This is a genomic window from Pseudomonadota bacterium, assembly GCA_037200975.1.
Taxonomy (GTDB): Bacteria; Pseudomonadota; Gammaproteobacteria; order Steroidobacterales; family Steroidobacteraceae; genus CADEED01.
Genome location: JBBCGI010000001.1, coordinates 3,573,410 through 3,594,398 on the forward strand (window position 1 = coordinate 3,573,410; position 20,989 = coordinate 3,594,398).

Here is a 20,989-nt window from a genome sequence, read left to right on the forward strand (position 1 = left end):
GAAAGGAGATCGCGTATGTCGCTACATCATCGCGTCGTATTGCTTGTGTTCGGGCTGATGGTATCTGCGAGCTCGATACCGACATCCGCCGCCGGGCGAGCCGGGCAGCCCTCGTGGCAGGTCCCCAACCTGGACAATCTGGCCCCCTACACGCTGCCAGCCGCAGCGTGGAGTGATCGTCATTCGGATATCGGTATCACCTGGCCCCAGGAAACCAAGGGCGGGATACAGCAGCTAACTACCTTCGTCGGCTGGTGGGGTTCGTCGATCTCGGACCAGTTGCTCAGCTGGAGCGTGCAGGAAAACGGGCGGCCTCTCGCGGTCACGTTCCGCTCCAGGAATTTCCGGCCCGACAAAGTCATCGAAAGTGACTCCATCGACGACATCGATCTCACGTCGACCATCGCGTTTCCCGAGCACAACGTGCTGGCGGTCGAATTCATTCTCCGCAATCCCGGCTCGCGGACCCGCACGCTCGAGGTGTCGTTCGATCATCCGGGGAAGGGAGTCGCGCCCGACTGGGAAGGTGCTTTCCCCATCGGGTTGATCACCAGCATCGACGGCGCTGCTCCGGGCTCATGGACGACGTTGTTTCAACACCGCGAACATGGCCGCAACGTCTACGGGGTGTCCCAGTTCGTCGCGGGAATGATCGAGGGAACGCCGCTGGAACTCGTGTGCATTTCCGATCTGACGAGCCGGCAGGTGAGGCTCGAGCCTGGATCGACATCCAGGTTCACCGTTGCGCTGGCATTCGGCCGCAATCAGGGTATCGCGCAGGATGGTTTCGACAAGGCGACGGCGCTCATCAAGTCCGGTTGGACGCCGTCGGTGGAATCGGAACGCATCGCACGGCTCATTTCCTCGGCGCCCCCACTGCCGCCGAAGTATGCCGACGAAGCTTCCAGGCGACTCTATGCGCACGCGATCACCGCGTTGAATGGCCTGTTCGTCTACGGGCAGGGCGGGTACTTCGAAGGCAACCGTGTTCCTTACACGACGAAGTTCGGGGTTGCCATGCCTTACTTCTGGGACTCGATGGTCAGCGCGGTCGGCGCGCGCGAGTTCGATCCGAAGATGTCGCAGGAAACCATTGAAGCGTTTCTGCGCAATGCCACGCCACGCGGCAGCCTCCCATTCAACTTGTCGGATACCCATCGCGCCGGCGAAGGCCAGGCGCCGATCCTGGCCTGGGCCGCATGGCGGACCTACGCGCGCAGTCACGATCGCGCGTGGCTGGCACGCGCCTATCCACGTATGCGCAGCTACGTGAATTTCTGGCTGAAATACCGCAGCAGTTCGCGCGGCCTGCTCAAGTTCAGCAACACCGGTGAAATCGCCGACAACGACGCCCGCTGGGATCCCGCGTTCGGCGGCAAACAGTATATGTATGGCATGTCCTGTCCGCCCTTGAAGGGGATCGAGTCGCCGGACGTCAATGCTTTCGTGTTCAACGAAATGAAGTTCCTGGGGCTCATATCCGCGGAACTCGGATTGCGGGACGAGAGTCGCGAATGGAACGCGAGGCGCGACAAGCTGGGCAAGCTGATCGTCGAGGCAATGTATTTCCCCGAAGAGGCGATGTTCTACGACGTCAAGGAAGGCACCCACGAGAAATTCAGCGGCGTGAAGAATCCCAACATGTTCCTGCCGCTGTGGGCGGGAGTGCCGTTGCCTGCCAGCGAGGCAAAACGTGTCATCGAACGGCACCTGCTGAATCCCGCGGAGTTCTTCAGCCCCGACATGCCCGTGCCGAGCCTGTCGCTCGACAATCCAAGCTTCAATCCCACCGCCTACTGGCGCGGCCGCATCTGGCCGCACATCAACTATTGGATGATGGAGACCTTGTGGCGGCACGGATATGAAAAAGAAGCCGATCTCCTCGCCGACAAGATGATGCGTCTGTTCAAGACCACTCCCTGGCTGCAGGAAAATTATCCCGGCGATCCCAAGCTCATCAGCGAAATGGCGCGCGCGGCGCGCCCCGTCGAAACCGGCACCGAGACGCGCGGACTCTACGCCCACTCCAGTTCGTCACCTGACTACAGCTGGTCGGCGGCAAGCCTCATCGAGATAGCGCTCGAAAGGTACAAGGAGCCGGACACACCCTAATGATGGGATGTCTTGCGATCAGAACGCTGGCGAAAGCCATTGTCATTGCCTCGACGTTGGCATCGATGGGCGCGCTTCACGCGCAGGAGCCGGTTTCTCCGCCGGGAACCGGAGAGGTTCCTGAGCGCGTGCACTACGAGGCGTCCTGGTATCTGCAGTTCGCCCCACGCACCGCGCTCGACATGGTGAATCAAACACCGGGTTTTGCGCCGGACTGGCGGGCGGGTGGGAATCGGCGCGGCTTGTCCGGCGCGGCCGGCAACGTGCTGATCGACGGTGAACGTCCGAGCGCCAAGAGTCAGACGCTCGCCGATATCCTGCAACGCATTCCCGCGAAGCAGGTCGTGCGCGTCGAACTTCTGCGTGGCGCCGAAGTGGCCGGCGATCCTTCGGGCGCGGCCGTATTGGCCAATGTGGTTCGCGCAAGTTCGGCGGGTGCAGGAACCTGGTCCGCCGGATTCGAGTACGCGCCGCGGCAGGATTTGGCACCCAACGGCTATCTGTCATGGAGCGGGCGGGCCGGGCCTACGGACTATGCCATCGGCGCGTCCTCCAACAGTTTCCAGCGCGACCTGCCGGGCAGGCGTCACGTTCTGGATGCGTTGGGCAACGTGACCGCGGTGCGCATCGATGCATCGCCGCGCGAATACGTCGAGCATGCGGTCAATGCAGAGCTGGTACGCGCAGCACTCGGTGGACGTCTCGCGCTGACCGGTGAAGTTTCCTATTCGCGTTATGACGAGGACTCGACACTGCTGACCACTACACCCAGCGGCGATCGGCTCGAGGACGAAGCCAATCCTTACGCCGGGGTCACACACACTTATGAAGGCGGCCTGAACTTCGGGCGCAGCGCCGGCTCGTGGGACCTGACTCTGGCCGCATTGCTGACCCGCCGGCGCTCGGAAAGCGATGTCAGCTCGACGCATCGCAACAGTTCGGTCGTCATCGATTCTGTGTCCGTTCAAGCGCTGGCGCGCAACAGCGGCGAATCAGTCGCGCGCCTCACGGCATCGCGCAATTTCGCCGCCCATCGGATCGAGGCCGGTATCGAAAGCACCGTCAACACGCTCGATGCAGGCACGATTCAGTCGCAAGACCTCGGCGGCGGGTGGACTGAAGTCTACGTTCCGAATGCCAACGTGCGCGTCGAGGAAGGACGCCAGGAAGCCTTCGCTGGGTACATATGGCGGCCGGGCAGTCCGTGGTCGATGGAAGCCCGGCTGACGGCCGATATGTCCCGCCTGCATTTTGCGGGAGACGTCAATCGCTCGGTGGATCTCGTTTACTGGAAACCGTTGCTGCAGATCGGCCGGCTGTTCGGCGAGCGCAACCAGCTGCAATTCCGCATGTTTCGTGACATCGGCCAACTCGATTTCAATGACTTCGTCTCCGCCCCTTCGCTGGCCGACGATGTGGTGAACGGCGGCAATCCCGCGCTGCGGCCGGAAACCTCCTGGCGCGCGGAGTTCGTGGCCGATGTGCGGATTGGCGCCGACTCGGCATTCGGCATCAAAGGGTTTCACTACCGGCTCGCCGATGCCATCGACCTGGTGCCGATCGGGGCGCCGGGAATGCAGATCGACGCGCCTGCCAACATCGGCGATGGCAAGGTCACGGGGATCGACCTCACGGGCAGCTTGCCCTTGCGGACGATCTTTCCCGGCGGCGTCATCGACGTCGTTGCAACCTTGCAGGAGTCCGAGATTGCGGATCCGATCACCGGTGCGCAACGCACGATCTCGGATTTCCAGACCGCACAGCTCAGGGCGGAATTTCGCCAGGATCTCGCGGCGCAACGTTTCGCGTGGGGCATCAACTATTCGAAGAATGCTCAGACGCAAAGATTCCGTTTCGCCGAGATCGACACGCACCGCGGCAGCCCGTCGCTCAATCTGTTTGTCGAGACCACGGCGATCGAGGCGCTGAAGGTGCGCCTGAGCGCCTTGTCGGTTCTCGACACGGAGTTGCGCGAGCGGACCTTCTTTGCGCCCGACCGCACCGGCGCAGTTTCCTCGATCGAGAGTGGGGAACGTCGGCCAGGGAAGTGGTGGATGCTGACGCTATCGGGAAATCTTTAGAATCCAAAGAAGCTCTCCATCAGAGCTAGTGCGGGATGTAATCCAGATTGATCTTGCGCGACACGGTGCCACGCGCGAGTCCGCCGTCGAATGCCGGGTCGATTTGTCCGCGCATTTCCTGCCTTACGGTCACGTCGATGCTGCAGCGGGTGACGGCAGGAAACGAGTTCGGGAAAGCCACGAGGGGATCGATGTTGACGGATTCGCGGCCGTCGGCGTTGTCGTCGGTGCTCAGCAAGCCGGACGAATACGCGTGCGGCCCCGAAGCCATGGTGCAATCGGAGTTGTAGCTCAAGTCCACTCGTGCGGGCGCGCCGGTCGGCGACCATTCGACCACCACCGTATCGCCGTTGGTGACTTGTTGGTGGTCGGCTGGCGTTACGAAGACGAAGGGAGCGGGAACGGCGACACGCGAGTCCGGAGCGTTTCCGCCCTTCTTGCGATTGAACGACACGACGTAGTCGGCGCCTTGCTGATAGTCGAAGCGCGCGATATACGCGGGTGTGAGGAGTGAATTGTCGCCGTCCATGGTCTTGCACACACCGTTCACACAGGTGCGAAAGAAGTCGCCGCCATCCAGCCGGAACGACTCACCAGCCCCGCGGTCGTTGTACACGTTCGCACGCGCCACCGCGATTCCCAGTTCGTTGGAGTCAACCGAGAAGTTGAGGGTCATCGCGCTGGTCGGGACGGGTCCGCCGGCAGCGCCGCTCTTGGAACTGCTCTTTGGAGCGCAGGCTTGCAGCAGCATGGCTGCGGCGGCGAAACCCATCATTCGACAGCAAAACGTGCTCGTTTGCATTGCCTGCTCCCCCTTCAAGTGGTTAGGCATTTCTTGTTGGCCTGCGAACCTTCACTCCGACCGCGAAGCGAAACAATTATCCCGATGCGAGTAGTGGATGGCGATACCGTCGGCGGCGGCTCCTGCTACCAATGTGCGAAAGTTCCGCATTCCGGGAGTCGAGGGCGAGCACATCTCCGCCCGAGCCCATCGAGGGCATGACGTTCATCTCCAGACATCGCTTGACGAAGGCGTTGCGGGTGTACTGGCAGCCTTGATCGGCGTGAAAAACCACTAGCTGCAGCCTTCGCCGCGGCTGCTTCCACTTCCCGATCGCGGCGATCACGTCGTCGCCGCAAGGCACGACGCGCGCGCCGCCATTCTTCGAATTTGCGTATGCAACCGGCGCAGTTTCATTCGAAACGGCGAGGTCACCCACCGTTCAAACACGGCGCCTATCTATCAGGTGGCGCTCGGCAACACGCCTGAAGAGGTTGTCGAGCTTGTCCGCAACGTCAAGGCCTTTGCCGACGAACTCCTTCGGCGGTCGGTCGCGTTCGCGAAGTTCAAGGAGAACGATCGTGCAAAACCCGATTGCGGTGTGTTGCTCACCAACAGCTGGCAGCGAGCTTGTTCCGGAATCGCCCCAGGCCTTCAGTGGCAATCAACTCGGACGCGTTGGGGCGACGCCATGAAACTCCAGACGGTTGCGATGCTGCTCATGTTTGGCATGTCGCTTCTCTCAATGGGTTGTGCGGTTCGCCCGTACAGAGTGGCGGTCGCCAAAATGCCGCCCTGCACCGGCGTGTGGCTGAGCCCCAACGGCGGCGCGTCGTATACCTGCACGTCGCCCGTGGAATTCGAGCGCTGGAGGCAGCGCAACGGGCTTTAGAAATAGCCGCGTTCACCGAGGATGACCTCGTTTATCGGATGCACCCCGTGATGAGGATACGTCCGCCGAGCAGGCGGCCGAGCGGCCGCGCTACGCTCAGCGAGAGATAGTCGAGCACGTTGACCGGAGTCCATGTTGACGGCAAGACCCGATTGATCGCCATGTCGAAGAAGCGCGTGCGAGTCGGCGTCACGCGTTCCTGCACCTGAGCTATATCGCGCTCGCTCATCTTGCGTTCGTCTTCCGTTATGTATGGCTTGCGGCCACCGTAGACGATTCCGACGAGGCGCTTGTAGAGCACCTCGCGTACTAGCCACGAATTCCGAATGCGATCGGCCAGCGAATGCGTGTAGACCTCGTTGATGATTGCGACCGCGCCGGGTTTGCAGACACGTGCGACCTCGGTCATCGTTGCCGGAATGTCGACATGGTGCAGGATGTCGCGCGCGATCACGGCATCGAAGAACGCCGACGGATAGTCGAGCGATTCGGCTGGCATCACCCGCAGGTCGATCACAAGGCCGTCGCGCTCGGCGACTTCCCGCGCGATGCGGATCGAGTCCGGGCTCAGATCGAAGCCGTAGACCTCGGCGCCTATGGCGGCCAGAAGGCAGCAGTCGACGCCGAAGCCGCAGCCAATCACGAGCACACGCTTGCCCTTGAGATTCGCGCGCAACACTTCCGAATACATCTGCCAGACTTGGTTCCACCATTTGCGCTTGGAGCTGGTCACGAGCGAGTAGTCGATCCGCATCGCCACATCGCGATAGGTCTCGGCGTGTTTGGCGTTGTGATATTCAAGCTCGCGACGCTGGCGATCAGTTAATTCATTCATTTTTTGTTCCCCGTTTATTATGTGTCGCTCAAGAGGAAAAGGTGACGGCGTTTTGTGAATAGAGCGCTCCGATTTTCGCGCTGGTGCTCCGCCATATCAGCGGAGCAAGAGAGCTTAAATCGGCCTGGATGCTGAACGAAGCGCGTCGTAAGTTGTTGAATGGATAGAGGACATGACGGCGGCACTTCTCATAATGCCGGGACAGGGGGTTCGATTTCCTTTCCACCAATTGTTTTTGGTCGGTGAATCCCGGTCACATCGTTAGCGTTTTAAGCCGACAACATTAGGTAATACCTCTTTCCGCGGCCTCGAGCCATCGGCCTGCAATGCGCTCGCGGATCTGCTCAAGAAGTGCAAGAACGTAAGGACCATACGCCGTTGTATGTAGTTAGTCAGTCAGTGAGTTGCCAAGCCCGTGGTCCACGAAACTCGGTGCGAAAACCCTGCCGCACAGTAATACGACCACTTGGGCAGCGCGCTCCGTCTTAGGCACTTTGCTGCTGAAGCGATGGACGCCCGCTGAGTTACTTGGCGGCTGAGCATGCGGACGTTTGTGGGCTCCCCGCACGTACGCTCCCACAGAGGACTCGTCAGGCGCAGTGGCACGCGAACGAAGCGGCGCCAGCCAACTACACGGCGGTACGGGTATTGAGCGCAGCGGCGAGCGGATCGTCGGGATGGGCCGCCACGAGATGTGAGTTGTGCGTCGGCTCGACGAGCACGGCAGCCGCGCGCAGCGCCTCCACCACCGCTTCCGTAGTTTCCGGCGGAATCCAGCCCGACATGCCGATGGCTGCGTGAATGGGCTCACCCACGGTGACCGCAACCGTGTGCTGATCCACTTCCGGCTTCACCAGAATCCGAACGTATCCCTGCGCCCGGATCTCTGCGAGCGTGTCGCGAAGCGATTCGATCCCCGCAGGAAAATTCGGGATCTCCTGCCCGCTGTAGATATCGGTGACTTCGTCATCGTCCAGCTCGGCGAGCAACGCCAGGCCGATACCACCGCGAGTCGCCGGATACAGGCCGATGCGGCCGAGCGCCTCCGATGAAGAGAATCCTGGCGGGGCGTGATAGAGATAACTCACGTTGTCGCGCCAGAGCACGCCCATTGCGACCGTATGATTGAACCGCCGCAGCGACTCGAGCGCCGGCAGCGCGCGGCGAATCAGACCCGACGCGAACAGACTCTGCGCAGCGAGCACGTGCATGCCGGGGCCGGCGGTGTATTTGCGATCGGCGGTCTGACGGGCGATGCCCAGTGACGCGAGAGTCTTCAGCAGGCGATTGACCCGCGTCGGGTCGAACCCGAGCCGGCGTGCGAGCTCGCGGCCACCCACAGGCGCCTCGGACGTGGCGAGCGCCTGCAACGTCGCGATTCCATCGATCAGGCTCTGGTTAGGCTGAGCGCTCTTCTGACGGGAGGCCATGGCGCGCGGGATACTAGCACTCACTTCATCCCGCCGATCAAATCCCGCAGCCGCAGGAGCAGGGCGTCCAGCTCTTTGAGGTCGTCCGCATCCAGCACGGGTCCGGGTGCGCGCGTGTACGGGCTTTCGATGAGGCCGCGCCTGAGCAGCACCTCTTTCGTGAGCCGCCAGCGAAAGATGGCCTGCATGCTGAGCAGCGGCAGGCAGTGTTCGAACAGATCGCGCGCACGCTCGACATCACCCGCGCGATGCGCCGCGAGCATCTGCACGTGGGCCTCGACGATCTCGCAGGCCGGCATCGTCCCGGCGGCACCCCGGTTCATTTCATCGATGATGTAACGTCCGCCGGCTCCGCCGAACACACCACGAAGATGAGGCACGTGTTCGCGCAGCAGGGTGGTGATGCGCTGGCCACACGGGGGCGTTTCCTCTTTTACGAGCTCGATACCGGGCGCGCCGCGCACCAGCGCGGACAACGCGTCGACCGACAGCCCGATGCCCATCGGCTTCGGTGCGTTCTGCAGAATGATGGGCAGCCGTGAATTGCGCGCGACGTCATCCAGAAAAGTCGCCATCCGGGGAAGATCATCGGCGAGGGCGTGCGGCGTCATGATCATTGCCGCGCTGGCGCCATGTTGCGCGCCGTGCGATGCGAAAGACGCAATGGCATCCAGCGAACCTGCGCTCGCGCCGACCACAAAATGCACGCGGCCTCCGATCCAGGTGCCGAGCAGCGCCACGAGCGCGTGACGCTCATCGGCGGTGAGCTGCTCGTATTCACTCGCCAGGCCAGGAAACACGATGCCATCCGCCCCTGCACCAATTGCGTACTCGAGCACCTTGCGAAGACCGCCCTCATCCACCGCGCCGTGCCGGTCGAAGATGGCCGGCAGCACAGGAAATACGCCTTGGAAGGTTTGCTGTTCGATCGTCATGAGGGTCCGATGCCTCGCCTCTTTTTGGGTTGTAACGTTGCTACTATAGCAACTTAAATTGCCAAATGGACCCGAAGAGGGTTGCAAACGCCATTAATGTCGCTATTATAGCGACACCGATGCAGGCGAACGCGCGGTCGGAGTGTCCCAATCACCAAGAAGATCATCCACTGGGATGGATCGGGGGATCGATGACTAATAAGAAGAGAGTGTTCCTGTGGGTCGTGGCGACTCAGCTCTGGATTCCCGCGGCGTTTGCGCAGCAACCCCCGGGCGCCGACGGTGACCTGGACGAAGTCGTCGTCACGGGCGTGCGCGAGAGCCTCGACCAGGCGCGCGACCTCAAGCGCAACCAGATCCAGTTCGTCGACGCCATCGTGGCGAGCGACATCGGCAAACTACCGGACACCAACGTCGCCGAATCGCTGGCGCGTGTGTCGGGCGTGCAGATCGATCGCGGTATCGGCGAGGGCACGGACATCACCATTCGTGGCCAGCACGAAAACGTGATCCTGTTCAACGGCCGGCAGATCTTCGATTCCACCGGTCGCGGCGGCAATGGACTCGATCAGCTCAACACCTCGACGTACGGCCTCCTGAGCCTCGTGCCGTCGGAGCTCATCTCGCGGCTCGAAGTCACCAAGCTTTCCGGCGCCGATCAGATCGAAGGCGGCCTCGGCGGTGTGGTGGACATCGTGACGCGCAAACCGCTCGACGTGCACGGTCCGCAGTTCGCGGTGAGTGGCACCGCCAGCTACGACGATCTGCCGGGCAAGGGCGGATACGAGTTCTTCGGCCTCGCGTCCAACACATTTGCGGACGACACATTCGGCATTCTCGTGAGCGCCGTCGCTGGCAAACGCGATCTGGCCGAGCAGGGTGTCAACACCTTCTCGGGCTGGGGCGTGATCGCCGACAACGACGCACCGCTGTTCGACGCAAATGGAAATCCGGTCTCGAACGATCCCAACGGCGACGGCAAATCCGGCCTGTTCGACCTGGACGCGCGTCTGCAACAGATAGCCGAAACCCGCGAGCGGGTGGGCCTCACCGCGCTCGCGCAATGGCGCCCGAGCGAGAACTTCGAGCTGACGCTCGATGGGTTCTATTCGCGCCTCGATTCGGATCGCGACCGCTACTGGATCGGCTACTTCGCCGGCTTCGGCCCGCACACCGACGTGGTGTTCTCGCCGCACGAGAACCTGCTCGCCGGCATCGTGACGCGGCCCATCAACACGAACGCAGAGTTCGCCGACACCGAGTCCGACATCAAGTCCACGGCGCTCACGGCGGACTGGAGCGTGAGCGAATCCTGGAAGATTCACGGCGCAGTGGACTACTCCGATTCGACGTCGTCTTACGCGCAGCGATTCTTCCGGCTGCAATCGAATGCCGGCGTGCCGATTTCCTACGACCTGCGCGTCGGGGATTTCGGCTCGTTCACGTTTCCCACGGACCTCACGGATCCTTCCGGGCTCAATCTCGCCATCCTCTACGACAACCTGTTCGCCTCCGAATCGAAGAACAAGAGCGTGAGCGGGGATTCCACCTGGACATTCGACTCGAGCTGGTTGAAATCCGTCGAAGTCGGCGCGCGTTACAACGAGATCGACACGGACACGCTGCAACGCCTGCGTGACATCGAGCCGGGAACTCCCGCCACCGATCTGTCCGCATTCACCACGGTATTCAGCAATCCCGACTTTCTCCCCGGCGGCGCCCCGGGACTGCCGCGCTCCTACCTGACGGGCAGCAAAAGCGTGTTCGAGAACTGCGAATCGTTCGCGGAGATCTGGAATGCCGATCAGCAGGCGATCTGCGAAACCACCGTCACGCCGCTGGGCAGTTTCCAGATCGAGGAGAAGTTCACCGCGGCGTACGCGAAGCTCGACTTCGAGGGATCGCTCGGGGATCACAAGTTGGCCGGCAACGTCGGCGTGCGGTTCCTGCACCGCGACCTCACCTCCACAGGTTCGCTCGTTTCGAACGGCGGCGTGATTCCGAACGTGTTCGAGCGCACCGACGACGACGTGTTGCCGTCCGCCGTGGTCCGCTACGACGCCAGCGACAGCGTCGTCCTGCGCTTCGGTGCCGCACGTGTGGTGGCGTATCCGAACACCGAGGCGCTCAACAACGGCCTGCAGGATTTCGACGACGGCACGGCGGTCGGCGGTAGCCCGGATCTCGATCCGTTCCGCGCGAACCAGTTCGATGCGTCGGCGGAGTGGTACTTCGCGCCCGGCTCGCTGCTGTCGCTGGGACTCTTCTACAAGGACATCGACACTTTCATCGTGCAGTCCGCGCAACAGGAAGATCTGCCTGGCCACAGCACGCCGGTCACGGTGGTGCGCCAGATCAACGGCGAGGCGGCCAAGGTCAAGGGCGTCGAGGTGCTGTACCAGCAGCCCTTCACGTTCCTGCCCGCGCCTTTCGATGGCTTCGGAGTCGTCGCGACGTACTCATTCATCGACAGCAACACGCCCGTGGAGGATCGCAACGGCAACGCGCTCACGCTGCCGGGGCTTTCCAAGAACAACGTCAACCTGGTGGCGTATTACGAGAAGGGGCCGGCCAGCATCCGCCTCGCCTATAACTGGCGCGACCGCTACCTGCAGGGCATCGGGCCCAGCGATACCGGTGTGTTCTTCGACGAGTACAAGGATTTCGCCGCCACGGCACGCTGGGAGTTCAGCAAGTCGCTGTCGGTGACCCTGGAGGGCATCAACCTGCTCGACAGCCAGCTCCGCACCTACAATGCGTTTCCCGAGGCACTGCGCACGAATACCGAATACGGACGGATCTTCAAATTCACGGTTGCCGCGCGATTCTGAAACGCGTAGAGGCTGAGTCGGGATCTCTGCAGTGAAGGTGGACGATGCGTTTCCAAGGGATTGTTGCGGTTGTCACTGGCGCGGCGGGCGGGATCGGGCAGGCGGTCTGCGCGCAGCTCAAGGCCGAAGGCGCGAAAGTTGCGGGGCTCGACCTGAAAGCGAGCCCGGCAGCCGACCGGTCCATCGTTTGCGATGTAGGTAGCGATCTCGCGGTCACGCGCGCGGCGGAAGAAGTCCGCGCGCATCTCGGGGACCCGGGCGTCGTCGTACACGCGGCGGCGATCAGCGAGAACCTGCCGACGCTCGATTCCTCGACCGAGGCCTTTGCGCGGCTCTACAACGTGAATGTGATCGGTGCGGTGCGCATGGTGCTCGCGTTCGCTCCGGCAATGCGTACGGCGCGGCGCGGATCCATCGTCTTGGTGAGCTCCATCAATGGAGCGATGGGTGCGCCGGGCCTGGCGGCCTACGCAGCTTCAAAAGGCGGGCTCGATGCGCTGCTGCGTTCGCTGGCGCTGGAGCTTGCGCCCAGCGGTATCCGTGTGAATGGCGTGGCGCCGGCTTCGATCGACACGCCGCTGCTGCAGGCATCGTTCGACCGGAATCCGGATCCCGGCTCGGCGCGCGCGGCGAACATCAAACGCCATCCGCTCGACCGGCTCGGAACGCCGCGCGATGTCGCGCAGCTGCTTGCCTTTCTGGCGTCGGACGAGGCGTCGTGGGTCACCGGCGCTATCTACCCGCTCGATGGCGGAGCGCATCTCGCGCGGCGCTGAAGACTGCCGGATCACAAAACTTGAGCGCCACCGCCTTCATCGCCGTGAATTGGGGCAGCAGCACCTTCGCGGCCTATCTAATCGAACCGGCGAGCGGCATCGTGGATCGGCATCGGACGGCAAACGGTGTCACGCGACTCGACCGGGACGCGCTGCCGGCCGCGCTCGCCGAAGCGGTGGTTGGCTGGCCGAAGACCGAGCACATTTACTGTTCCGGGATGATCGGTTCCAGCGCCGGCTGGGTCGAAGTGCCGCATCTCGATTGCCCGGCCACGCTGCTCGAGGTGAGCCGGTCGCTGACACAGACGCGTATCGGCGACGTGAATTGCAGCATCGTGCCGGGGCTCGCAGCGATTCTGCCCAACGGCGATCCGGACGTACTGCGTGGCGAGGAGATGGAGATTTTCGGCCTGGTCGCGTTGCAGGGCGCGGCCACCCCGACGTTGCACGCGGTGCTGCCGGGCACACACACGAAATGGGTGCGTGTCAGCGATGGGTCCGTGAGCGAATTCTTCACCTCGATGGGCGGCGAGCTGTTCGACCGGCTGGCGGAGAAAAGCCTGTTGAGCAGCGTGCTCGACAAAGAACAGTCCGCGATCTCCGACGAATGGTTTGCGCGGGGCGTGGAGCGTGGCGCCGCGGAAGGCACGGGGCTGGGACGTCTGTTGTTTGGCGTGCGCGCGCAGGTGCTGCGCGCAAGACTCCCCAAGGCCCACGCCGCCTCGTATGCGAGAGGGCTGTTGATCGGCGCCGAAATCGAAGATGCGATACGGATGCAGCCGCAGATTCGCAGCCAAGCTTCGATTCCGCTGGTGGGGAATCCGGCGTTGTGCGAGCTGTATCGGGGCGCGCTGGCGCAATTCGGCGTGGGCGCACACCTCGTCGACGGCGCGAGCTGCCTGCTCGAGGCTTACCGCATCCTTCATCACAACGTGGTGGGAGCGCGGCCGTGAGCAATCACTCGTCTGCCTTCGAAGCTGCGTTCGCGCAATGTCCCGCCGTGGCGATCCTCCGGGGAGTCACGCCAACCGAGTGTGTCGAGGTTGCAGAGGCACTGGTTTCCAGCGGCTTCCGGATAGTCGAAGTGCCGCTCAACTCTCCGGACCCGTTGACCAGCGTGCGGAAGTTGCGCGCGCATTTCGGCGATCGCGTGGTCGTGGGCGCCGGCACAGTACTCACGGAGCAGGATGTCGACGCCGTCGCGCAGGCGGGCGGTCAGATCTGCGTGGCACCGAATTGCGATCCGCGCGTGATTCGCCGGGCCATCGCGCAGGGCGTGGTGCCCTTGCCCGGAGTCGCGACCGCGAGTGAAGCGTTTTCCGCGGTCGAGGAGGGCGCGACGTTTCTGAAGTTGTTCCCCGCCGATGCACTCGGAACGTCGACGGTGAAGTCGCTGCTCTCTGTATTGCCGAAACATGTGCGGCTCATCGCCGTGGGCGGGCTCACGTCCCGCAATGCCGCCGAGTTCATCGCAGCGGGATGCGCTGGCGTAGGCACCGGCAGTGACGTCTACAAGCCGGGGCTTGCCGCGGCGGAAGCGGGCGAACGTGCGAAGCGGTTGCTGCGCGCGCTGGGTACGCGGGTTCGCCAGCTCAGCACCGCGCAGGTTCGCGTGGGCGAGAGCCCGTTCTGGAACGAGAGGACACGCGAGATCGTGTGGGTGGACTTCGCCGCGCCCGCCATCGTTCGCTGTGCGGTCGACGGCGCCGGCGTTCGCGAGCCCACGTCCGCACCGCTCGACACCACGCTGTCGGTGGTGATGCCCGCGCCTGATGGGCGCGTGCTGGGTGTTGCCGCGGATTCGATTCGCGAAGTGGACATCGAATCCGGCAAGACCCGCCATTGGGCGACGGTCGCGCTGCCATTTGCGAACACGCGGCTCAACGACGCCACCATGGATCCGCTCGGGCGCATCTGGAGCGGCTCGATGAGTTACGCACTCATCTCGGGTCACGGTGCGTTGTTCGTGACGGACACGAAGGGCGCTACGCGCCAGCTGGCGGGTGGGTTCGGCGTGTGCAACGGCATCGGCTTCAGCTCCGATCACCGCAAGTTGTTCCTCGTCGATACGTTGCACCGGACCTTGCTCTCATTCGATTGCGACATCGAGTCGGCGCAAGTGAGCCCGCCGCGTATCGTCACGGATTTCCTGCACGTGCCGGGCAAGCCGGACGGCCTCGCAGTCGCGGAAGACGGCGCGGTGTGGGTGGCGATGTGGGGCGGATCGAGAGTGGTGCGCGTCGAGCGCGACGGGAGCATTTCGCGGCAGATCGTCATCCCGGCGAAACACGCCAGCAATGGCTGCTTCATCCCGGGGAAACCGGACACGCTCTACGTGACCACTTCCCGATTCCGGTTGAGCGAGGCCGAGCTGGCGGAAGCGCCGTGGTCGGGCTCGCTCATCGCCGTGGATCTGCCGGCATGAGTGCGACAATTTCCCGCATTGCCGATCGGACCTTGCAGTGGCCGTTTCGCAAGTGGGCATTCGGTGAGGCGATTGCGCTCGAAGGCCTGCTCGAAGCGGCGGTGGTCACTGGCCAGGCGGGGTATCGGGAGCAAGTGGAAGCCCTGTGCCGCTCAACCTTGGAACGCGCCGCGGGCACCGCCGAAGATCTCCTCGCACCCGGCGCCGTGTTGTTAGAGCTTCATTCGTTGACGGGTGACGCTCGCTGGCTGGAAGCGGCGCGCGCGCTGGTTTCCGCACACGAAAAGCTGCCACGGACTTCGCACGGCGCGCTGCAGGTGCGTGCGCACCAGCCGGGCTGGGCCTGGCAGATCTGGGTCGATTCGATGGATCTGGTCGGCCCGCTGTATGCAAGGTTCGCGGCCGCAAGTGGTGAGTCATCCTGGTTGCATCGTGCCGTGGAACTGATGCTCGGCTACGCGAATCACCTGCAGCGGCCGGACGGCCTCTTCATGCACGGCTACGACATGTACGCAGGCGCGAACGGCCACGCCTGGGCGCGCGGGCAGGGCTGGGCGCTGCTGGGCATGGCCGACGTGCTGAAGGTTTGCAGTTCGTTGTCCGCGATGGATATCGAAGGCGCCGCGCAGTTGCGCGAACGTAGTTTGAGACTGGTGAATGCCCTTGTTAGTACGCAGCGTCCGAGCGGCCTGTGGAGCACCGTGATCGATGCCGCGGAAACCTACGAGGAGACCACGCTCGCTGCGATGTTCGTGCGTGCCACGAACCAGCTCGAGCAGGCGGGCGTTTCGCTCCCATCCCGAATTGGGACGGCGCGCGCCAGCGCGGTGGCGGCCGTCCGCCGCCATGTCGATGCCGACGGCTCGCTCGGCCTGGTGAGCAGTGCCACACCGGTGGGCCAGCTCTCGACATACGCGACGCGACCTTTCGGTGTCTACCCGTGGGGGCAGGGCGCGCTGCTGCTCATGGAATGTTCACTCGCGAATGCGGGCGGTTCGTAATACATGGCAACGCTCGACTACGTGATCCTGTTCGGCTATCTAGGCGGCACGCTGGCATTCGGGTTGCTGTTCGCGCGCCGCAACCGCTCGGTGCGCGACATGTTCGCGGCGGGTGGAGCATCGCCGTGGTGGGTGGCCGGGCTCAGCAGTTTCATGACGATGTTCTCCGCCGGAACCTTCGTGGTCTGGGGCGGCATTGCCTACAAATATGGCGTCGTAGCCATCCTCATCAACATCTCCTACGGCGTCGCCGCGCTGGCCGCGGGATATTGGGTGGCGGGCAAGTGGAACGCGCTCGGCGTGCGCACACCGGCCGAGTTCATCGAGCTGCGCTTCGGCGAAAGGGCGATCCGCTTCTACACCTGGACGCTGATCGGATTTCGCGTGGTCGACGTGTCCATCACGCTGTACGCGCTGGCCGTGGTGCTGGCCACGTTGATGCCCCTGTCGGTCGGCAACTGGCTGCGAGATCCGCAGACCGGGCACATTTCCATTGCGCTGCTCACCTGCGGCTTCGGCGCCATCGTCATCGTGTACACGATGTTCGGTGGCTTGTGGGCGGTGCTCATGACCGACGTCCTGCAGTTCGTGATCCTGAACCTGTCGGTGATCTTCGTGGTCCTGCTCACGTTGATCGGCGTGCCGTCGTTGCACGATCTCGCCGCGGCCGCGCCGGCCGGCTTCTTCGAACCGACGGGCGGTGGTTATGGCTGGCTGTTCCTCGCCGGCTGGTGCACCACGCAGTTCTTCATCATCGGCGCCGATTGGGCTTTCGCGCAGCGCTTCCTGAGCGTGCGCAGTCCGCGCGATGCGCGCAAGGCCACCTATCTATTCGGCTGCCTGTACTTCGTGAGCCCGCTGATCTGGCTGGCGCCGCCGCTGCTGTTCCGGCTCACGCATCCGGGCGCGAATCCAGAGCAGGCCTATATCCTGGCGGGGCAGGCCGTGCTGCCGGCCGGCATGATCGGCCTCATGGTGGCGGCGATGTTCTCGGCCACCGCCAGCACCGTGAGCGGCTATCTGAATGTCTTTGCGGGCGTGCTGACCAACGATGTGTATCGGCGCCTGTTCCGGCCGGCCGCTGGCGAACGCGAACTCGTCAAGGCGGGGCGGATGTTCTCGGGCATCATCGGTGTGGTACTCGTCGTGCTGGCGGTGGTGGTGCCGCAGGCGGGTGGCGTCGAGCACATCGTGATTCTCTGGGCCACGTTGATCGTCGGCCCGCTGATGGCGCCGACGATCTGGGGCCTGCTGAGCCCGCGAGTGACCACGCGCGCCTTGTGGATGACCGTGGCCATCTCGTTTGCCGCCGGAGTGTTGTTCAAGGTTGGAGCGCAGATGGGATGGGCTCTCATACCGGAGGGAATGGTGGACGTGACGGTCGGCGTGATCCTGCCGGTGATCGTGCTGAGCGTGGCGCACTTCGTGTCGCGCGGTGAAGCACCCGGATGGCGGCGAACGCAGGAGGCCGCCAGCGCGGCGATTCGCAGCCATGGCCCCATCGACACCTTGCCCGCGCGCGCGCTGGGCATTTCGCTTTCCGTCAGCGGCGCCGTGATTTTGGCCCTGGTGCCTTTCGATCCCGGTTATCGCACGAGTCTCGGCGCCTTCGGTGCCGCAGTGCTGTTGCTGGGCATCGGCGTGTGGTTAGCCGCGCGGCGTCTGCATGAACGAGTCATGCGTGAAAGTTCTCTGGAGGGTGTGTCTTGAAAATCGAGCGACTCGATGTCTATGTCATCAAGGTGGATCAGCACGACCGCTTCGGCGCGCAGGCCAACAAGCCGCAGACGCTCGGCACCAGCAGCTACTATTTCGAAAGCGAATGGCGCGAGGCCTACAGCACGCAGAGTCAGAGCTGCTTCATCCGCATCGAAACGGACAATGGCCTGGTAGGTTGGGGTGAGGCGCAGGCGCCCCTGGTGCCCGAAGTGGCGGGCTCGCTGGTGCGAGAGTTGCTGGGCCCCATCGTGCTGGGCATGGATCCGCGCCAACCGGAAGTCGTCTTCGACCGGCTGTATCACAGCATGAACGTGCGCGGGCACACGACGGGCTTCATGCTGGACGCCATGGCCGGCATCGATCTCGCCTTGTGGGATATCAAAGGCCGCGCGTACAACGCACCGGTGTGTGAGGTGCTCGGCGGGCCGTTCCGCACGCGTTTGCCGGCCTACATTTCGGGAATCCGCGGCGCCTCCACAGAGGACCGGGTGCAGGTGTCGCGCAAGGCAGCCACCGCCGGATTCAGCGGCGTGAAGGCCTATCTAGGCCGTGGAGTGGCGCGCGATGAAGCGGAGATCCGCGCCTTGCGCGCCGGGCTCGACGCGGCCACCGACATCGAGACCGACTGGTTCTGGAAGTACGACCGCTCGGATGCCCTGCGTCTCGGCCGCATCGCGGACGAGTTGCGCCTCACGTGGATCGAGTCTCCGCTCGACCCCGAGGATATCGCCGGGCACGCCGCGCTGGCGCAGGCCCTCGATACGCCGATCGCCGTGGGCGAGCCGCTGCGCACGACGCGGCAATTTCTCGACTGGTGCCGGCAGGAGGCACTCGATATCGCACAGCCCGACATCCTTCGCACCGGAATCACCGAAGGCAAGAAGATCGCCGACATCGTCCACGCGCATCACCGCACGATCGCTCCGCATTCCAGCATTTTCCTCGGAACGGGCACGGCGGCGACCTGGCATCTGTCCGCGGCGATTCCCAACTTTCGCGTGCAGGAGCATCAGCCGCCGAGCTTCGAGATCACGAACCGCTTCGTGGAGCCGGCCATGCAGGTCATCGATGGCGAGCTCGTCGTGCCGCTGGGGCCCGGCCTCGGTGTCACCGTGAACGAGCAGAAACTCGCGAGCAGCGTCGCGCAGCATTGGACGGTGACGAAAAAGGCGTAGCGATTCGCTTCCCTCAATCCTTTCGTCGCGCTTCCCGCACCGCTTCCGGCGTCTTCCCGGTCCAGGCGCGAAACGCGCGGTAGAACGAATTCGCCTCACCAAACCCGAGCAGGAACGCAATCTCGGCGGCCGGTAGTTTGGTCTTCTCGAGGTAGTGGCGAGCCAGCGACTCGCGCGTCTCGCGCAGGATCTGCTGGAAGCTGGTGTTTTCGGTTTCGATCCTGCGCTGCATGGTCCGCTTGCTGAGTGCAAGCTTTGACGCGATCGCCTCCATCGTCGCCAATCCGCTCGGCAATCCTTCCAGCAGCGCGGCGCGTATACGCTGCGAAGTCGGCACCGATTCGTCTAGATCGGCGAGCCGCTGCCGCAGCGACGGCTCGAAGGCCGACCACAACGGCTCGTTCGACGTGAGGAACGGACGCATCGCATCCGCCGCTGTGAACACGACGCGATTCTTCGGTCCGCGCTTCACGCGCGCACCGAGGAATTTCTCGTACGGCGCAAGCGGCGAGGGCAGCACCGCGGTGGTCACTTCGATGGGCCGCACGTCTTCGCGCGTGCCGATCCGCGCCAGCGCGACACCGACCAACAACTCGAACATCACCATCGACAGCGGCGGCGTCAGCGGAGCATCGCGCCAGGCGAACTCCAGCGTCACGACCTCGCGCGATTTCGTCACGCCGAAACGAATCGGCGCGATCAACGCCTTGTACTTCGCGATGCGTTGCGCGGCGACGATCAGGTTGGGGCTGCAGAGCGCCGCGAACATCGGCGGCGAAAAGGATTCGCTGCGCACCGACTCGCACAAGCTGATCGGAAACAGCGGATCGCCGCACTCCGCCTCGATGCCGTCCCACAGCCGGTAGTACTGCTCGGGCGGCAGCCGCACCGACGGCTGCTGCAGCAGATCGTCGGCGAGGCCGGCGCGTCGCAGCACGTTGGCCGGCCGCACGCCGAGATCTTTCAGCAGCGTCCGCCAGGTCGTATCGAGCGCGTAGGTGCGGGCAGGCGTGATCACGATGAGCCCGGATTATGCGGGAAGTCCGAGCTGCGCCTTCAAGCCCGCGAAGAACGTCGCATCGTCGGTGGCGCGTCGCGCGGCGAGTAATGGCGCGGCATCGGCGCCCGCCTCGTAACGCAGCTGATTCGAGCCATCCGTCACCGCGCGCCACACGACTTCCGCGATCTGCCCGGGTTCGGAACCCTGCGCGACCATCGGGCCGAGCGCGGCCAGCACGCCCTGAACGAGCGGCTGGTACTCGAGCAGCGCCGGATCATTGCTGAAGTCGAGCGAGCGGCCGCCGAAATCCGTCCTGATGCCACCGGGCTCGATGACCTTCACCCGGATGCCAAGTGGCGCGAGCTCGTAGTGCAACGATTCGGACAGGCCTTCCACGGCGAACTTCGTGCCGTGATAAAGCGTGCCGAGCGGAAACGTGATCTTCCCGCCGATCGAGGAGACGTTGGCGATGACACCGCTGCGATTCGCGCGAAAGTGCGGCAGCAGCGCCTGCGTGGTAGCCAGCAGGCCGAACACGTTGACTTCGAACTGCCGGCGGATTTTATCGAAGGGCGTGGCTTCGAGCGGTCCGTACGCGCCGTAGCCCGCATTGTTCACCAGGGCGTCGATGCGTCCGAAGCGCGCGATGCCGGCGTCGACGGCGGCCTTGATGGAAACCGCATCCTGCACGTCGAGCCGCGTCACGAGCACGCGTGGCAGCTGGGTGAGCTCGGTTTCGCGTTCGGGCGCGCGCATCGTCGCGATGACGTTCCAGCCCTGCGCGTGGAAATGCCTGGCGGTGGCGCGGCCGAGGCCGCTGGATGCGCCGGTGATGAGTATCGTCTGGTTCATGATTCGTTCCTCCTGGCCAGCAAGGTAGGGCGGAACGATCGCCCGCACAGTGGCAACAGGCGCCAATTCACCATCCGATCGCGCCATGCGCTTGGCGCGGCCGTCGCGAAAAAGTTGTTCGGTTGACCCGAACGCCCGCATGAT

The 20,989-nt window shown here is 63.7% G+C and carries 16 protein-coding genes and 1 pseudogene; 10 read left to right on the forward strand and 7 right to left on the reverse strand.

All coding sequences use genetic code 11. From position 1 onward, the window contains the following. Positions 1-15 precede the first annotated feature (15 nt). Together WDO72_16145 and WDO72_16150 are read left to right on the forward strand one after the other, a co-directional pair. Positions 16-2,112, forward strand: a complete 2,097-nt coding sequence (locus WDO72_16145; GenBank protein MEJ0087205.1) for a trehalase family glycosidase — start codon at positions 16-18, stop codon at positions 2,110-2,112. A 128-nt stretch (positions 2,113-2,240) separates the two neighbouring features. Then, on the forward strand, positions 2,241-4,193 hold the full coding sequence (locus WDO72_16150; protein ID MEJ0087206.1) for a TonB-dependent receptor: 1,953 nt from the start codon (positions 2,241-2,243) through the stop codon (positions 4,191-4,193). Between the two features lie 25 nt (positions 4,194-4,218). On the opposite strand, the gene WDO72_16155 is transcribed toward WDO72_16150, so the two are convergent. Together WDO72_16155 and WDO72_16160 are read right to left on the reverse strand one after the other, a co-directional pair. Continuing rightward, on the reverse strand, positions 4,219-4,995 hold the full coding sequence (locus WDO72_16155; protein MEJ0087207.1) for a hypothetical protein: 777 nt from the start codon (positions 4,993-4,995) through the stop codon (positions 4,219-4,221). 142 nt (positions 4,996-5,137) lie between these two features. Beyond that, positions 5,138-5,287: pseudogene (locus WDO72_16160) on the reverse strand (IS3 family transposase). A 153-nt stretch (positions 5,288-5,440) separates the two neighbouring features. On the opposite strand from WDO72_16160, the gene WDO72_16165 reads away from it, so the two are divergent. Next, complete coding sequence (locus tag WDO72_16165) at positions 5,441-5,866, forward strand: hypothetical protein (GenBank protein ID MEJ0087208.1); 426 nt, start codon at positions 5,441-5,443, stop codon at positions 5,864-5,866. 31 nt (positions 5,867-5,897) lie between these two features. Here the strand turns inward: WDO72_16165 and WDO72_16170 are convergent, their stop codons facing one another. The 3 genes from WDO72_16170 to WDO72_16180 form a co-directional block, all read right to left on the reverse strand. Next, positions 5,898-6,701, reverse strand: a complete 804-nt coding sequence (locus WDO72_16170; GenBank protein ID MEJ0087209.1) for a class I SAM-dependent methyltransferase — start codon at positions 6,699-6,701, stop codon at positions 5,898-5,900. A 629-nt stretch (positions 6,702-7,330) separates the two neighbouring features. Next, positions 7,331-8,131 (reverse strand): helix-turn-helix domain-containing protein, encoded by an 801-nt coding sequence (locus WDO72_16175; GenBank protein ID MEJ0087210.1) that lies wholly within the window; start codon positions 8,129-8,131, stop codon positions 7,331-7,333. A 20-nt stretch (positions 8,132-8,151) separates the two neighbouring features. After that, positions 8,152-9,066 carry a dihydrodipicolinate synthase family protein gene (locus tag WDO72_16180; protein MEJ0087211.1) on the reverse strand — a complete coding sequence of 305 codons (915 nt, stop codon included), beginning with the start codon at positions 9,064-9,066 and terminating at the stop codon, positions 8,152-8,154. A gap of 191 nt (positions 9,067-9,257) precedes the next feature. On the opposite strand from WDO72_16180, the gene WDO72_16185 reads away from it, so the two are divergent. Genes WDO72_16185 through WDO72_16215 form a run of 7 tightly spaced genes read left to right on the forward strand, consistent with a single transcriptional unit; the run spans position 9,258 to position 18,993 of the window. Then, positions 9,258-11,897 carry a TonB-dependent receptor gene (locus WDO72_16185; protein MEJ0087212.1) on the forward strand — a complete coding sequence of 880 codons (2,640 nt, stop codon included), beginning with the start codon at positions 9,258-9,260 and terminating at the stop codon, positions 11,895-11,897. A 44-nt stretch (positions 11,898-11,941) separates the two neighbouring features. Continuing rightward, positions 11,942-12,673, forward strand: a complete 732-nt coding sequence (locus WDO72_16190) for an SDR family oxidoreductase (GenBank protein ID MEJ0087213.1) — start codon at positions 11,942-11,944, stop codon at positions 12,671-12,673. A 20-nt stretch (positions 12,674-12,693) separates the two neighbouring features. Continuing rightward, positions 12,694-13,626: a 2-dehydro-3-deoxygalactonokinase gene (locus tag WDO72_16195; protein ID MEJ0087214.1), complete on the forward strand. Its 933-nt coding sequence runs from the start codon at positions 12,694-12,696 to the stop codon at positions 13,624-13,626. After that, the gene (locus WDO72_16200; GenBank protein ID MEJ0087215.1) at positions 13,623-15,098 is read left to right on the forward strand and encodes a 2-dehydro-3-deoxy-6-phosphogalactonate aldolase; all 1,476 of its coding nucleotides are present in this window, start codon (positions 13,623-13,625) and stop codon (positions 15,096-15,098) included. The genes WDO72_16195 and WDO72_16200 overlap by 4 nt, the downstream gene beginning before the upstream one ends. Then, complete coding sequence (locus WDO72_16205) at positions 15,095-16,099, forward strand: glycoside hydrolase family 88 protein (protein ID MEJ0087216.1); 1,005 nt, start codon at positions 15,095-15,097, stop codon at positions 16,097-16,099. The genes WDO72_16200 and WDO72_16205 overlap by 4 nt, the downstream gene beginning before the upstream one ends. A gap of 3 nt (positions 16,100-16,102) precedes the next feature. After that, positions 16,103-17,809: a Na+:solute symporter gene (locus WDO72_16210; protein ID MEJ0087217.1), complete on the forward strand. Its 1,707-nt coding sequence runs from the start codon at positions 16,103-16,105 to the stop codon at positions 17,807-17,809. Further along, positions 17,806-18,993, forward strand: a complete 1,188-nt coding sequence (locus WDO72_16215) for a mandelate racemase/muconate lactonizing enzyme family protein (GenBank protein ID MEJ0087218.1) — start codon at positions 17,806-17,808, stop codon at positions 18,991-18,993. The genes WDO72_16210 and WDO72_16215 overlap by 4 nt, the downstream gene beginning before the upstream one ends. Before the next feature lie 13 nt (positions 18,994-19,006). On the opposite strand, the gene WDO72_16220 is transcribed toward WDO72_16215, so the two are convergent. Then, positions 19,007-20,011, reverse strand: coding sequence for an AraC family transcriptional regulator ligand-binding domain-containing protein (locus tag WDO72_16220; protein ID MEJ0087219.1), 1,005 nt, complete (start codon positions 20,009-20,011; stop codon positions 19,007-19,009). A gap of 12 nt (positions 20,012-20,023) precedes the next feature. Next, entirely contained in the window at positions 20,024-20,845 is an 822-nt protein-coding gene (locus WDO72_16225; protein ID MEJ0087220.1) for an SDR family oxidoreductase, read from the reverse strand. Positions 20,846-20,989 lie beyond the last annotated feature (144 nt).

What these genes read in the sequence shown, in the direction of transcription:
- WDO72_16145 (MEJ0087205.1), top strand. Translation starts at nt 16, where the DNA reads ATGTCGCTACATCATCGCGTCGTATTGCTTGTGTTCGGGCTGATGGTA.
- WDO72_16155 (MEJ0087207.1), bottom strand. Translation starts at nt 4,995, where the DNA reads ATGCAAACGAGCACGTTTTGCTGTCGAATGATGGGTTTCGCCGCCGCA.
- WDO72_16170 (MEJ0087209.1), bottom strand. Translation starts at nt 6,701, where the DNA reads ATGAATGAATTAACTGATCGCCAGCGTCGCGAGCTTGAATATCACAAC.
- WDO72_16175 (MEJ0087210.1), bottom strand. Translation starts at nt 8,131, where the DNA reads ATGGCCTCCCGTCAGAAGAGCGCTCAGCCTAACCAGAGCCTGATCGAT.
- WDO72_16180 (MEJ0087211.1), bottom strand. Translation starts at nt 9,066, where the DNA reads ATGACGATCGAACAGCAAACCTTCCAAGGCGTATTTCCTGTGCTGCCG.
- WDO72_16185 (MEJ0087212.1), top strand. Translation starts at nt 9,258, where the DNA reads ATGACTAATAAGAAGAGAGTGTTCCTGTGGGTCGTGGCGACTCAGCTC.
- WDO72_16190 (MEJ0087213.1), top strand. Translation starts at nt 11,942, where the DNA reads ATGCGTTTCCAAGGGATTGTTGCGGTTGTCACTGGCGCGGCGGGCGGG.
- WDO72_16205 (MEJ0087216.1), top strand. Translation starts at nt 15,095, where the DNA reads ATGAGTGCGACAATTTCCCGCATTGCCGATCGGACCTTGCAGTGGCCG.
- WDO72_16210 (MEJ0087217.1), top strand. Translation starts at nt 16,103, where the DNA reads ATGGCAACGCTCGACTACGTGATCCTGTTCGGCTATCTAGGCGGCACG.
- WDO72_16225 (MEJ0087220.1), bottom strand. Translation starts at nt 20,845, where the DNA reads ATGAACCAGACGATACTCATCACCGGCGCATCCAGCGGCCTCGGCCGC.